The organism is Tundrisphaera macrotermitis (assembly GCF_051175315.1).
Taxonomy (GTDB): Bacteria; Planctomycetota; Planctomycetia; order Isosphaerales; family Isosphaeraceae; genus Tundrisphaera.
In genome coordinates this window covers 286590-300071 of the sequence record NZ_CP195100.1, presented here as the reverse complement: position 1 = coordinate 300071, position 13482 = coordinate 286590, and the positions used below count along the sequence as shown (strand labels likewise).

The window sequence follows — 13482 nt, the reverse complement described above, 5'->3', positions numbered from 1 at the left end:
CTCGTGGCAATGCCAGCACGGTGGCCCGATGAGGTGCCGCTCGCCGTTGGGCAGGTCCATTCTGCCAGCCTATTGGCTGGCCTGGGACAATGCGCTTGAGGTAACCCTGCGTCTCGGGGATCGTCCGTGCCCGGAACACCGACTCCATCGGGAGACCAATCATCATCATCCGCCACCGGCATCCGGGCGTTGCGGGCCGGCATCCCGGGTTCCTGAGATCGGTGGTCGGTCGGAATGGCGGCATGGACGACCTTCGGCCCGGCCTTGGACCGATGCGTCGCGACTGATAAACTCCTGGCCAGGACGACATCGGTAGCGGGGTGCGGGTGCAACGAGCCGCCCCCGGTGTCGGCAAAGCGGGGGCGAACGCCGTGACGATCTCAGAGAATGCCGAGGAATTCGCCGGGCTGCCCGTCCGGGACTACGACCCCGAGGCCGGGATCGATGACCCGAAGGGCACGATCTACCGCCTGCGCGTGGACTATGACTCGGAAGATCCGCTCACGGTGCTCCTGGCCCGGTTCCTCGAAGACCCGGCCGCCTCGGAGGTCCCCGGGCTGGTCATCGGCGCGTGGCAGGGGGACGAGTCGGACGCGAGTGCCGGGCCGATCGTCGAGGCGCTGGTGGCCGCCCGCGAGGCTTTGCCGAACCTCCGCGCGCTGTTCCTGGGGGACATCACCAGCGAGGAGAACGAGATCTCCTGGATCCAGCAGTCCGACGTCACGCCCCTTTTCGACGCCTACCCGAACCTGGAGCATTTCCGGGTCCGGGGCGGCTCGGGCCTGGCGATCGGCAAGCTCCGGCACGGCAACCTGCGGTCGCTGGTCGTCGAGAGCGGCGGGCTGGACGCCGAGGTCGTCCGGGGGATCGCCGCGTCGGACCTGCCCCGGCTGGAGCACCTGGAACTCTGGCTCGGGACCGAGAACTACGGGGGCAACGTCACGCCGGACGACCTGGCGCCGATCCTCCGGGGCGACCGTTTCCCGGCCCTCAAGCGACTCGGCCTCCGCGATGCCGAGGGGGCCGACCGGATCGCCGAGGCGGTGGCCCAGGCTCCGATCCTGGCCCGGCTCGACGTGCTCGACCTGTCGCTGGGCGACCTAGGGGACGAGGGAGCGATGGCCCTGGTGTCGAGCCCCTATATGCCACGCCCCTCCCAATCGGATGTCCAACCGTTCTTGAGTGGTCTGGGCGATAAGGAGGGCCCCGGGAATTCCCCCGGCGCGGCTCGCCTCACCCGGCTCGACATCCATCACCATTATGTCTCCGATGAGGTGATCCAGAAGCTGAAACGACTGGGGATCGAGATCGAGGCCGGGGACCGGCAGGAGGGGCATGACTGGGGCGATGGCAAGGTCCACCGCTACATCGCCGTGTCGGAGTGAGGGCATGGCAGGACGGGCCCCGCTCCGCATGGCGATCGTGGGCAACCCATCGGGCCGGCGCGTCGCGCTGTTCCAGGACGCGCTGGCCCGGGCCGGCCAGCCCCCCGCCGCGATCGTCTCCTACCATGGCCTGATCGAGGGCCGCGAATGCCTGGAGGGGTCCCTCCCGGGGGGCGGGCTGGTGCGAATCGAGTCGCCCGGGCAGGACTTCGAGGTGGAGCGGGCCCTGCTGGCCCTGGGGGCCAACGTCGAGGACGAGGCCGGCCCGGCGCGGATCTCCCGCGACGAGGCGGCCCGGCTGGCGTTCGACCGGGGGCGGGTCTGGTATCCCCGGCAATGGTTCCTGGGGTTCCGCGAGGCGCTCCGCCGCATCGGACGGCAGTTGTCGAATCAGGCCGGGCTGGTCGCCCTGAACGATCCCGATGAGGTCGCGGTGATGTTCGACAAGCCCCGATGCCACGCCCGCCTGAGCGAGATCGGCGTCCCTTGCCCCGGGGCGATCGGGCCGATCCGATCCTACGACGAACTGCGGCGGAAGATGAGCGAGGATGGCGCGAGCCGGGTGTTCGTCAAGCTGGCGCACGGGTCGTCGGCCTCGGGAGTGGTGGCGCTGGCGGTGGGGCCCCGGGGGGTCGTGGCGACGACCACGGCGGAGGTCGTCCGCGTCGGGGGCGAGGCCCGGCTCTACAACACGCGGGCGATCCGCCGGGTCGAGGACCAACGCGAGGTCGCCGCGTTGATCGACGCCCTGGCGCGCGAGGGGGTCCACGTCGAGCGCTGGATCCCGAAGGCGGGGATCGGCGGGTGCGTGTTCGACCTCCGGGTGGTGGTCGTCGCCGGCCGGGCCGGGCACGTCGTCGTCCGAATGGGGCGGGGGCCGCTGACAAACCTCCACCTCGGCAACCGCCGGGGCGACCCGGCCGCGTTGCGGTCGAGGATGGGGCCCGGGGCGTGGGAGGCCGCGATGGCGACCTGCGAGCGGGCCGCCGCGGCATTCCCCGGCTCGCTCCACGCCGGCGTGGACCTGCTGATCGCCCCCGGCGACCGTCGCCACGCGGTCCTGGAAGTCAACGCCTTCGGCGACCTGCTCCACGGCGTGACCGACCGGGGGCTCGGCACCCACGCGGCCCAGGTCGAGGCCCTGCTCCGGGGGTGGGCGGCATGATCCGGGCCCTCTTCTTCGACCTCGACGGGACCCTGCTCGACCGCGCCGGCGCCCACCGGCGCTATTGCCTCGACCTGATCGCCCGCCGGCCCGACGCCTTCGCCGCCGGGCAGGGCGGGGTCGACCTAGATCGCCTCGTCGCCGGGGCCGACGCCCCGGGCTGGGATCGACGCGCGTTTGCCCGCCGGGCCGCGTCGGCCTTCCCGGCCCTGGGCCTATCCGCGGCGGAGATCGCCCGCGACCACTCCGCCCGCCTGGCGTCGTTCATCGAGCCCGACCCGGCCGTCTCCGGGCTGCTGGGAGACCTGGCGGGTCGATACCGCGTGGCGATCGTCACCGACGGCGCGGGGCCGGTCCAGCGGGCCAAGTTGGGCCGGCTCGGGCTCGGGGCCGCGATCCCCCGGGCCTTCGTCTCGGGCGAGATCGGCTCCGCCAAGCCCGACCCCGCCCCGTTCCTCGCCGCGCTGGCCTGGGCGGGCTGCCTACCGAGCGAGGCCCTGTTCGTGGGCGACGACCCGGCACGCGACATCGCCGGGGCCTCGAACGTCGGGATGGCGACCTGCTGGGTCTCGGCCGGCCGTCCCTACCCGCCCGGCTTCCCGACCCCGGGCCGGACCGTCCAAAGCGTGGCCGACCTCGCGGCGGAGTTGGCGTCATGATCGACGTCGCCGCCCTGATCGGGACCCACGACGTGGTGTTCGTCACGCTCGACACCTTGCGATTCGACGTGGCTCGCGATGAACTGGCGGCCGGCCGGACGCCGAACCTGGCGGCCGTCCTGCCGAGCGGGGCCTGGGAGGAGCGGCATTCGCCCGGCAGCTTCACATACGCCGCCCACCACGCCTTCTTCGCCGGCTTCACCCCGACCCCGGCCGACGGGAGCCGCCGTCCACGCCCGTTCGCCGCACGATTCCCGGGCAGCGAGACGACCGGCCCGACCACCTGCGTCCTCGACGCCCCCGACATCGTCTCCGGGCTCGCGGGCCGGGGCTACCACACCGCATGCATCGGCGGGGTCGGTTTCTTCAACAAGTTGAGCCCCCTGGGGAGCATCCTGCCGGGCCTGTTCGCCGAGAGCCACTGGTCTCCCGAGTTGGGCGTGACCGCCCCCCGATCGGCCGAGGCCCAGATGGCCCTGGCCGCATCGATTTTGGGCCGCATCCCGCCCGACCGCCGGGTCTTCCTGTTCGTCAACGTCTCGGCGCTGCACCAGCCGAACTGCCACCACCTGCCGGGGGCCACGGCGGACACGATCGCGTCGCACGCCGCCGCCCTGCGCCACGTCGATCGGCAACTGCCCACGCTGTTCGCGGCGATCCGCAAGCGCGGCCCGGCCTTCGTCATCGTCTGCTCGGACCACGGCACCGCCTACGGCGAGGACGGCTATCGGGGCCACCGCCTGGCCCACCCGATCGTCTGGACCGTCCCCTACGCGGAATTCCTCCTGTCGGGGGCCAACCCATGAACCATGCCGAATCCCTGCTCGCGGGTTCGCCCTACCTGAGTTATGCCTACTCGTATCCCCACAAGACCGCCTACCGGCCGCTGGACCCGCCGGTGCCGTTGGCTCCCTTGTGGGAGGCCGAGCGGCGCGACGCCCTGTTCCTCTACATCCACGTCCCGTTCTGCGGGATGAGGTGCGGATTCTGCAACCTGTTCACCAGGGCCCGGCCGCCCGCGGACCTCGTCGCCGGCTACCTCGCGGCGCTGGGGCGGCAGGCGGACCGCGTCCGCGCCGACCTCGGCGACGCGGCGTTCGCCCGGGCGGCGATCGGCGGCGGGACGCCCACCTACCTCGACCTCCGCGACCTGGAAACCGTCCTCGACATCGCCGGTCGGACCATGGGGGCCGACCTCGGCCGGATCCCCGGGTCGGTGGAGGTGTCGCCCGGGACCGTGGACGCGGCGAAGCTCGGGCTGCTCCGGGAACGGGGGCTGGATCGGGTCAGCATCGGGGTCGAGTCGTTCGACGAGGCCGAGGCGAAGGCCGTGCTCCGCCCCCAGGAGGCGGCGGGGGTGGAGCGGGCCCTCGGGATGATCCGCGAGGCAGGGTTCCCGACGCTCAACATCGACCTGATCTACGGCCTGCCCGGACAGACCGTTTCGAGCTGGTTAACTTCGCTCCGCCGGGCCCTGCGGTTCGCACCGGAGGAACTCTACCTCTACCCGCTCTACGTCCGCCCCTTGACCGGGCTGGACCGCCGCGGCGGGGAGTGGGACGACCTTCGCCTGGCCTGCTACCGCGAGGCCCGCGCCCTCCTGAGAGATGAGGGTTACGTCCAGGAATCGATGCGGATGTTCCGGGCCCCGCACGCCCCGGCCGGCACCGGACCGGCATACCGCTGCCAGGAGGATGGGATGGTCGGCCTCGGCTGCGGGGCACGATCGTACACGGCGACCCTCCACTACTCGGACGAGTACGCGGTCGGGACGCGAGAACTCAGCGGGATCATCTCCGCTTACGCCCAGAGGCCGGAATTTTCGTTCGGATTCGCCCAGTACGGGTTCCGTCTGGATGCCGAGGACCGTCGCCGGCGGCACGTGATCCAGTCGATCCTCTCTCCCGAGGGGCTGGACCTGGCCGACTATGCCGGACGGTTCGGCACCGAGGCGACCGACGACCTGCCCGGATTGGCCGAGTTGGGCCCGCTCGGCCTCGCCGAACGTTCGGGGGGCGCGATCCGGCTGACCGACGCGGGGCTGGAGCGGTCCGACGCCATCGGCCCCTGGCTCGACTCGGCGAAGGTCCGGGCGTTGCGCGAGGACTTCACATGGCGTTGAACCTGTCGATCCTCTATCGCGGCCCGCTTTCCAGTTGCAACTATGCCTGCGGCTACTGCCCCTTCGCCAAGCGCCGCGAGACGGCCGCGGAACTGGCCGCGGACCGCCGGGCCCTGGACAGGTTCGTCGCGTGGGTGCTCGACCGCCCGGATGGGGACCGGATCGCGATCCTGTTCACGCCCTGGGGCGAGGCCCTGACCCGCCGGTGGTATCGCGAGGCGTTGGTCCGGCTCTCCCATACGCCCCAGGTTGTGCGGGTCGCGATCCAGACCAATCTGGCGGCGTCGCCCGGCTGGGCCGAGGCGGCGGATCGGGATCGCCTGGCCCTCTGGGCGACCTACCACCCGGGCGAGGTCCCCCGTTCGGCGTTCCTCCGCCGGTGCCGGAAACTGGATCGACTCGGGGTCCGCTACAGCGTCGGCGTGGTCGGGCTGAAGGAGCACCTCGGCGAGGCCGAGGCCCTGCGGCGGGAGCTGGCTCCCGGCGTCTACATCTGGATCAACGCCTTCAAGCGTCAGGTCGGCTACTACGACGAGGACGACCTTCGACGGTTCGAGGCGATCGACCCCCTGTTCCCGGTCAACGACCGGCGGCACGCGAGCCTGGGCAAGTCGTGCCGCGCCGGGCGATCGGTGGTCTCGGTGGATGGAGACGGGACCATGCGGCGGTGCCACTTCATCCGCGAGCCGATCGGAAACGTGTACGACCCGGACTTCGCCGCGGCTTTGGCGGAGCGGCCCTGCACCAACGCCACCTGCGGTTGCCACATCGGCTACGTCCACCTCGACGAACTCGGCCTCGCCGCGACCTTCGGGGCGGGGATCCTGGAGCGGATCCCCGCCCGGCCGATCTGGCGGCGCGATGGGGGAGGTGCGTAGGGGCCGGGCGGATCAGGCTTCGACCAGGGGGCGATACAGGCTCGGGTCGTCGAACCCGGCGGTCCAGGCCACCGCCTGCCGGCAGGTCTTCATGTCCGGGGGGACGCGGAGCAGGTACCGCCCGCCGGTGGATGGGCAGTGGACCATCACGCAGACGAGATCCTCGTCGTCGCGCATCGGCACGCGGACCAGTCGGCGAACGCCGCCGGGGTCGCGGTCCTCGTCGATCACCTGGGCGTCGGCCTCGTCCAGGAAACGGTCGATCCCGACCCGCTCCAGCAGGACCCGCCGCCGCTCCGCGTTCGGCTCGTCGAGGATCTCCCGGACCTCGATCGCCTCGGGATGGAACGCGATCCGCTCGTCGATCGGCACCCCGCGCCAGCGGAGGTTGACCCCGATCAGCGAATCCGGCAGGGAGGTGATCCCGGTGTTGGCGATCTCGATCCAGGATCCGACCTGGAGCCCCTCGGGAAGCTCGGTCAGGCCCACGCAGTCCGAGACGTCGAGCTGCGCCAGCCGGCCCAGCCCGGCGGGCAACGCGGCGAGCCGCCGGCACCCGCCGACGTCGAGCCGCCCGATCCGGATCGTCGCCGCGTCGGGCCAGCGTTCGAGCCGGGCGCAACCCCGGAGGTCCAGGAAGGCGACGTCGAGCCCTTCCGGCAATTCGGCCAGCGCCGTGCAGCCCCGGAGGACCAGCGAGCCGACCTTGAGGCCGTCCGGCAGTTCGGCCAGGCTCGTGCAGTCGCGGAGGTCGAGCCTCGACTCGACCCGCAAGTCCGCCGGGAGCGAGCGGAGCCCGGACCCGCTCGCATCCACCTCGTAGCACCGCAGCCCCTCCGGCAGCGAGGCCAGGCTCGTGCAGCCGGAAACATTGAGGTGGCGCACATCCAGCCCCTCCGGCAGCGAGGCCAGGCTCGTGCAGCCGGACAGGTCGAGCCGACGGACCTTCAGGCCCGGCGGCAATGCGACCAGGTCGGCCATCTGCGGCAACGCCAGCCGGCCCACGAACGACAGATAGTCCGCCCCGCCCTCGGCCAGTTCGAGCCGGCCATTCGCGATCCACGCGAAGGGACGGCCATCCTGCTTGTTCAGCGTGATCTTGCGCGAATTCGCCATGGCCCGCTCCCGGGGACGGAGGTCGTCAGTCTCGCACCGTGACGATGGCCCGCGGCGTGTACTCGCGCTGCTGCCAGATGCGATACAGGCCCCGGGGCAGCGTGATCGTCCGGTGCTCCTCGTGGACAAGGCGTGCCGACTCGGCCTCGACCCGGAGGAACCGCTCGCCCCCGACCTCGAACAGCTCGGCCACGCCCGCCCCCTCGATCCGGTGGCAGTGCCCGGTCAACTCCCCCTCGGCCAGCACGCAATGCGGCAAAATCCTGGCGCCCGCCGGGATGGCCTCGACCGCCGCAATCAGGACGTCCCCATGCCTCCACATCATCGTCGCTGCTCCTTCGGATTCGCGGGTCATGGCTCGACGTACCCCTTTCCGGTCTTCTCGCGGATCAGATCATCGACATGACGAAGCGCCGCGGCTTCGTCGGCAAGCTGCTTGGTTTTCGCCTGGCCGTCGGAGCCGATCCGACCGTATCGGACGGTGACCGCGACCCCCTCACGGGCGATCTCCCAGAACTTCGCCGAGCCTCCCTCCACCAACTCGAACCGCCGGGGAGACGGGGCGGCCGACTTCGTCGCCGGCGCGGGCTCCGGCGACCGTGGGACGGCCGGAGCGACGTCGTGACGGACCCCGGCGTACGAGGGGAACCGGGGGACACCGCCGTCGGAAAGCTCCTGGTAACGAAACGTGATGACCGAGCCGACGGCCGGAGGGGCCTCGCGCTCGCGGTCGGACAGGCCCGTGCCGACGGCGAACCGGGTCCCGTCGGCCAGTTCCACGAGCAACGCCCCGAGCCGCCCCTTGTGCCGCCCGGCGCCGGGCTGGTGGCCCACCACCCGGGCCTCGTCGTCGCGGAAGCTCTTGACCTTCAGCAGCGTCAGGGACCGCCCGACCTCGTAGGCGGATCCGGGCCGGCGGAGCATCAAGCCCTCGCCGCCCAGCGCCTCGACCCGGGCCAACTCGGCCCGCAGGTGATCCAGCCCCTCGCAGGCGGCGTGGTCGAGGGCGCGGGCGTGGGGCGGCCGGGCCCGAGCAACATGGTCGCGGACGAAGCGGAGCCGCTCCTCGAACGGCCCGGCGAACGTCGGGGCATCGAAGGCGACGAAGGTCACCTCCTTCCAGTGGTCGGATCGATCCTGGCGGCGGACCACCCCGACCGCCCTCTGGAACGCCTTGCGGCCGATCCACAACTCGCCGTCGAGCGGCTCCTCGGGCAGGCCCGCGAGGAACCAGTCGGGGGCGTGGAACGGGTTCCCCAGGCGTGAGATCAGCGCCCGGCCGTCCCAGAAGGCGCGGACCCCGTCGAGCTTCTCGCTCATCCACCAGCCGGTCAGGTCCTGCGCATTGTCCCACCGCTCGGCCAGCAGCACGGGCGGGCCGGCCTTGGCCGCCTCGACGGACTCGGTGCCCTCCATCGCGGAGTTGCCGACCCGGGTCGCCTCGGCATCCTCACCACGCAGCTTCCGGAGGTGCTTGCACGTCCGCCGCTCGATCGGGATCGACTGATTTCGCCACGCCGGGCAGGAGCACGAATACAGGCCGCCGGTGTTCCTCAGGACGTAGGGCCGGGCCCCCGACCCCTTGACCTCGACCGACTCGCCATCGTCCAGATCGGGCATCGCGTCTGTCCCCCACGGCCACCATTCGCCTCTTTCGGCCGCCAAGTGTACTTAATATCAGTGCCAGGCCCAACCTGCAAGGGGGCCGGATCGGTGGACCGCCCAAGTCGTCGACCCCAACCGCGACAGCGGGCCCACGGCGCCTGGTCGGCGGTCCCCCGAGCGGCGAGGCGGTCACGTTCAAGACGGCCGATGCGATTAGGGCGGTGATCACCGGGGCGGGCCGACACCATTATCTGGGCATTGAGCGAACCGACCCTGGTCACCCTGCTCGTCACGTCCTTGGGCGTCATCAACGCGGTGAGGTCGTCGGGCATCAGCCCGCCGCTGGGAGTTGGGCGTCCTCAGCTCGGCGGGACCGACGCGGTCGGCGTGGTTCCGCCTGGTCGTGGCCGAGTCGCTCCCGATCGGGGCGGTGGCCCGCGCGGTGAGCCTGGGATTCGGCACGATGGCCGGCCACTGCGGCACGGGCGTGACCCGCTTCGCGTCACTGGTTGCCGGCTTGGATCGCCCCTGGAGGTGAGAAATGCTGGTGGCGGCGGCCCAATCCGTCATTCGAATCGAGATAAATTTTCGTATAATGAAATTGCAATCGTCGATCAAAGGTATCAGCAGGCGGTCGGCCAGGTCGAGGCGGTGCTTGCGGCCAGCGCCCGGTTTACGCTTTCGGTCGGGACGGGCCCTCCGCTCTCATGTCGGCCTGCTCGTAGCGGGGGGCGAGGTCCGCCAGCAGTTTGTCGAAGATGACCTCAGCGTCGATCCGACGACCGAGGTTCGCCGTCGCCGGGTCCTTCCTTCCAGCCTGGTTTGTGCGGGGCAGCCTCGTTCGCCATGTCGATTCAATGACGAGCCCGATCGGGAGGGAGCGGGATTGCCGTCGTCGGGGGAGGCTCGCGGATCGTGAGGGTGCGGTCCACCCCTTCGACTTCATGGAGGGTTTGCAACCCGCCCGGCCAGGTGACCTGCAGGCGTCCCGCCCGGGTATCCCGGCCGAGGCCGAAGTGCAGTTCCAGGGCATTCTGCGACTGATACGAGGAGCCGCTCCGGAGTTCGCGGAGGAGGGTCGTGCCCCCGACGGTCAGGGAGGCGCGGGCGTTGATGGCGGGGCCGCCGTGCCGGTTGAGCAGCCGGAGCTTCAGCCAGTGGTTCCCGTCCCTCGGCGTGTCGTTGCGCAGGAGGAGCGGCGGGCCATCCACGGCGGTGACGAGGAGGTCGAGGTCGCCGTCATCGTCGTAGTCGCCTGCGGCGAGGCCCCGGGCCGACGCGGCGACCTGGAAGCCCGGGCCGGCCTCGCGCGACGCATCGGCCAGGCGGCCGCGGTCGTTGCGCAGCAGGGTCGGGCGTTGCTTGTAGGTCTCGCGGAGTTTCGGGAAGTGCTCGACCTGGGGGTAGATGTGCCCGTTGACGTAGGCCAAATCGAGGTCCCCGTCCAGGTCGTAGTCGAGGAACAGGCAGCCCCACTTGAGCGTGTCGTGGGTCATGGAGTTGAGCTTCAGCGAGGCGCTGAGGTCGTCGAACATCAGCCCGCCCCGGTTGCGGTACAGGGTCGCGTGGTCGCGGGCGAAGTTGGTGACGAAGATCTCCTGGAGGCCGTCGCCGTCGAAGTCTCCGGCGTCGACGCCCATGCCGGCCTGGGCAATCCCCTCGCCGTCCAGCCCGGAGCCGCTCCAGGTGCCGATGTCGGTGAACCGGCCGTTGCCGTCGTTGCGGTAGAGGAAGTTGGGGTTCGAGTCGTTGGCGACGTAGAGGTCCACGTCGCCGTCGTTGTCCAGGTCGGAGGCGAGCACGCCCAAACCGTAGGATTCGGCCACATCGGCCATCCCGGCCTCCTCGGTGGCGTCCCGGAAAGTCCCGTCGCCGTTGTTACGGTAGAAGCGATCCTTGCCGCCGCGCAGGCCGAACGGGCCGGCCATCACCTTGGCCGTATCCCTCCAGGTCGTGGTCCGGCGAGCGGCCAGGACGTCCTCCAGCGTCGCTTCAATGTAGCGGGCGACGTAAAGGTCGAGGTCTCCGTCCCCATCAGCGTCGAAGAACGCCGCACCCGCTCCCCATCCCGACTCGGCGAGGCCGGCCCGCTCGGCGACCTGCTCGAAGGTGCCGTCGCCACGATTCCGGTAGAGCCGGGCCGGGCCGAAGGAGGTGACGAACAGGTCGACGTGGCCGTCGTCGTCATAGTCGGCGGCGCAGACGCCGCAGCCCCAGGTGTCGCCCGCCACGCCGGCCTTCTCGGCCACCTCCTCGAAGCGGCCCCCGCCGAGGTTCCGGTAGAGGGCATTGCGGCCCTTGACCCGGACCCGCGACGGATCCTCGTCCAGCGACCAACCGTTGACCAGGAACAGGTCGAGCCGGCCGTCCTCGTCGTAGTCGATGAAGGCGGCCCCCGTGCCGACCGACTCCAGGATGTGGTCCTTGTCCGGCCCGCCGCAGAGCAACTCGGCCGTCAGCCCGGCCTCGAGCCCCACGTCGACGAACCGGGCCCCCGCCGGGCTCGGCGCGGGCCGCGAGGACGCCTTGGCCGCGGGCGCTGGCGGCGAAGCCGGGGCAGGGGAGGGGGCGGGGGCGGGGGAGGGCCGACCGCAGGAGGCGAGCCCGGAGCATAACAGGACCAACGCGGAGGCTCGCCGGCGCATGACTACGTCCCTCGCTGGATGGGTTCCGCCGCGGCGCGCGGCGGGGCCGGGGTCTCGGCCCGGATCATTCCGGGGCGATGGCCTTGTCGAACAGGGCGGAAAGCTCGTCCTGGACGGCCTTGATTTCGGCCTCCTTGGCATTCGCATCCAGCTTCGCGACCCGGCCGGCCAGCGCGACCAGCCCCTTCTTCTCCTTGCTGTTGATGAACAGGTAGTCCTCCTTGGTCTCGACGTCGGTGTTGTGGGTGTGGCCAGCCTTGGCCAGCCGCTGGCGGACGGCCTGGATCCGCTTGTCCCCTTCGTTGGCGATGTCGCCGATCACGGTGGCGGCGGCCTCCAGGTGGGCGCGTCGCCCGGGCGCGTCGGAGATAGCCGCCTTCAGATGCCCCTGCGCCGCGGCCTGGTAGCCCAGGAGGATGCTCCGGACCAGCTCGTCCTCGGTGGCCTCGATGGCGATGATGGCCGTGGCCAGGTGCTCGTAGGTGGCCGCCGCGGAGCGATCCATCGTCTCGGACTTGGTGTTGCCGTCCGGCTGCTGCGAGTTCGCCTGCCGCCAGGCCAGCGTCGAGCCGGCGAGCAGGACGGCGAGGAGAATCGTCTTGGGTGCGGGAGTCTTCATCGGTCTCATTCCTTCGGTGTCGGACAATGGAGGATCAGGTGCACGTTCAGCGGGACCGGGGCGGCCCCTCGGCGGTCGCCTCGGGCTGGTCCAGCAGGATCAGGGATTGCTCCAGTTCGGCGGGCTTGAATCCGAACGGGCCGCGGCCCGATTTATAGGCGATCTTGCCCTGCCGGTCGATCAGGTAGAGGCGGCTCGGCATCCCGCTGTAGGGGGCGCCCACGGAGTCGTCGATGGTGTCGACCAGCATCGGGAAGCCGAGATTCAGCCGGGCGCCGCAGGACCGGGCGACGCCGGCGCGTTCTTCATAAGTGCGGGGCTGGGCGAGCGTCACATCGACGCGGTCGTTGCTCTCCATCCGCCAGCCGTCGGTCGGGTGGGCCTCGCGGACGTAGATCATCACGAACGTCGCCCGGTCCTTGTAGAGCCGGTGGAGCTTCTCGACGTTGCCGGCCTGATTGCGGAACGGACCGCAGGTGACGTTGCCGAAGACCAGCACCACGGGCCTGGGCCCGACGAGCTTCGAAAGCGTCACTTCCTCGGAGCCGTCGGCCGTCCTGAGGGTGAAGTCGGGGGCGGCCTCGTCGAGCTTCGGGCCGGGCCGGAGCGAGCCGATCTCCTGCCGGAACAGGCCACGGATGAGAGTCTCCCGGGTGGGGGGCCCCGGGGCTGGGCCGGCTTCCGCGGGCCGGGGCGGCGGCCGGAACGCCTCCTGCAGGTCGCCCAGCGAGAGGAAGCCCTGATTCCCGGAGTCGGCCTCCCGGAACAGGGCGTCGAACTCGTCGCGGCCGACCTTGCCGTCGCCGTCGCGGTCGGCCCGGGCGAAGACCATCGACCCGAGCGATGGCGTCAGCGCATGCGCGGAGAAGTCGAAGTCGGCCGGCGTGAGCGAGCCATCCCTGTCGCGGTCGAGCCGGGCGAAGTCGGCGTCGTTGCCGGGGAACTCGCCCCGGGCGATCCGGCCGTCGCCGTCGCGGTCGAACCGCTGCCTCGTCGCCTCCCAGCCGAACCGGGTCTGCGCGACCGCCGTGCGGAACCAGCCGTCTTCGGGCCCGAGCTGGCTCCCGCGGCGGATGTCTTCGAGCATTTCGACCCACTCGGGCCGTTCGCCGCCCGATTCCGCGAGGGCACGTTCCACCGCCCGATTGATCTCCTCATCCCCCTCGGGGATGGGCGGGCTCTGGCCGAGGGCCGTCGGGCCGACGGCGAGCGACGCGGCCAGGGCCAGGCCGCAGGCGACCCCCCATCCGAGGGGGCCCCCGACCCGGCCCGGCTTCATCCGGGATGA

The 13482-nt window shown here is 71.1% G+C and carries 12 protein-coding genes and 1 pseudogene; 6 read left to right on the top strand and 7 right to left on the bottom strand.

The genetic code is table 11. The annotated features are described in order from the left end of the window. The first annotated feature begins 371 nt into the window (after positions 1-371). Genes TA3x_RS01235 through TA3x_RS01210 form a run of 6 tightly spaced genes read left to right on the top strand, consistent with a single transcriptional unit; the run spans position 372 to position 6209 of the window. Positions 372-1385: an STM4015 family protein gene (locus TA3x_RS01235; protein WP_435018288.1), complete on the top strand. Its 1014-nt coding sequence runs from the start codon at positions 372-374 to the stop codon at positions 1383-1385. 4 nt (positions 1386-1389) lie between these two features. Then, positions 1390-2550, top strand: a complete 1161-nt coding sequence (locus tag TA3x_RS01230) for an STM4014 family protein (protein WP_435018287.1) — start codon at positions 1390-1392, stop codon at positions 2548-2550. After that, positions 2547-3209 (top strand): HAD family hydrolase, encoded by a 663-nt coding sequence (locus tag TA3x_RS01225; protein WP_435018286.1) that lies wholly within the window; start codon positions 2547-2549, stop codon positions 3207-3209. Before TA3x_RS01230 ends, TA3x_RS01225 begins: the two co-directional genes overlap by 4 nt. Beyond that, complete coding sequence (locus TA3x_RS01220) at positions 3206-4015, top strand: STM4013/SEN3800 family hydrolase (protein ID WP_435018285.1); 810 nt, start codon at positions 3206-3208, stop codon at positions 4013-4015. Before TA3x_RS01225 ends, TA3x_RS01220 begins: the two co-directional genes overlap by 4 nt. Beyond that, positions 4012-5331, top strand: coding sequence for an STM4012 family radical SAM protein (locus TA3x_RS01215; RefSeq protein WP_435018284.1), 1320 nt, complete (start codon positions 4012-4014; stop codon positions 5329-5331). Before TA3x_RS01220 ends, TA3x_RS01215 begins: the two co-directional genes overlap by 4 nt. Further along, positions 5328-6209: an STM4011 family radical SAM protein gene (locus TA3x_RS01210; protein WP_435022477.1), complete on the top strand. Its 882-nt coding sequence runs from the start codon at positions 5328-5330 to the stop codon at positions 6207-6209. Before TA3x_RS01215 ends, TA3x_RS01210 begins: the two co-directional genes overlap by 4 nt. 12 nt (positions 6210-6221) lie before the next feature. Here TA3x_RS01210 and TA3x_RS01205 read toward each other — a convergent pair whose 3' ends face one another. The 7 genes and pseudogenes from TA3x_RS01205 to TA3x_RS01175 form a co-directional block, all read right to left on the bottom strand. After that, the gene (locus TA3x_RS01205) at positions 6222-7325 is read right to left on the bottom strand and encodes a DUF6745 domain-containing protein (RefSeq protein ID WP_435018283.1); all 1104 of its coding nucleotides are present in this window, start codon (positions 7323-7325) and stop codon (positions 6222-6224) included. A gap of 25 nt (positions 7326-7350) precedes the next feature. Then, on the bottom strand, positions 7351-7650 hold the full coding sequence (locus tag TA3x_RS01200; protein WP_435018282.1) for a hypothetical protein: 300 nt from the start codon (positions 7648-7650) through the stop codon (positions 7351-7353). Between the two features lie 26 nt (positions 7651-7676). Next, positions 7677-7862, bottom strand: coding sequence for a WGR domain-containing protein (locus tag TA3x_RS01195; protein ID WP_435022475.1), 186 nt, complete (start codon positions 7860-7862; stop codon positions 7677-7679). Positions 7863-7934: 72 nt separating this feature from the next. Then, positions 7935-8945: pseudogene (locus tag TA3x_RS01190) on the bottom strand (DNA ligase); the annotation flags it as partial. An 839-nt stretch (positions 8946-9784) separates the two neighbouring features. Continuing rightward, positions 9785-11407, bottom strand: coding sequence for a CRTAC1 family protein (locus TA3x_RS01185; protein ID WP_435018281.1), 1623 nt, complete (start codon positions 11405-11407; stop codon positions 9785-9787). Between the two features lie 232 nt (positions 11408-11639). Then, positions 11640-12194 carry a hypothetical protein gene (locus TA3x_RS01180; protein WP_435018280.1) on the bottom strand — a complete coding sequence of 185 codons (555 nt, stop codon included), beginning with the start codon at positions 12192-12194 and terminating at the stop codon, positions 11640-11642. A 46-nt stretch (positions 12195-12240) separates the two neighbouring features. Continuing rightward, the gene (locus TA3x_RS01175; RefSeq protein WP_435022473.1) at positions 12241-13473 is read right to left on the bottom strand and encodes a deiodinase family protein; all 1233 of its coding nucleotides are present in this window, start codon (positions 13471-13473) and stop codon (positions 12241-12243) included. Positions 13474-13482: the final 9 nt, after the last annotated feature.

What these genes read in the sequence shown, in the direction of transcription:
- TA3x_RS01200 (WP_435018282.1), bottom strand. Translation starts at nt 7,650, where the DNA reads ATGATGTGGAGGCATGGGGACGTCCTGATTGCGGCGGTCGAGGCCATC.
- TA3x_RS01225 (WP_435018286.1), top strand. Translation starts at nt 2,547, where the DNA reads ATGATCCGGGCCCTCTTCTTCGACCTCGACGGGACCCTGCTCGACCGC.
- TA3x_RS01230 (WP_435018287.1), top strand. Translation starts at nt 1,390, where the DNA reads ATGGCAGGACGGGCCCCGCTCCGCATGGCGATCGTGGGCAACCCATCG.
- TA3x_RS01180 (WP_435018280.1), bottom strand. Translation starts at nt 12,194, where the DNA reads ATGAAGACTCCCGCACCCAAGACGATTCTCCTCGCCGTCCTGCTCGCC.
- TA3x_RS01205 (WP_435018283.1), bottom strand. Translation starts at nt 7,325, where the DNA reads ATGGCGAATTCGCGCAAGATCACGCTGAACAAGCAGGATGGCCGTCCC.
- TA3x_RS01175 (WP_435022473.1), bottom strand. Translation starts at nt 13,473, where the DNA reads ATGAAGCCGGGCCGGGTCGGGGGCCCCCTCGGATGGGGGGTCGCCTGC.
- TA3x_RS01215 (WP_435018284.1), top strand. Translation starts at nt 4,012, where the DNA reads ATGAACCATGCCGAATCCCTGCTCGCGGGTTCGCCCTACCTGAGTTAT.
- TA3x_RS01220 (WP_435018285.1), top strand. Translation starts at nt 3,206, where the DNA reads ATGATCGACGTCGCCGCCCTGATCGGGACCCACGACGTGGTGTTCGTC.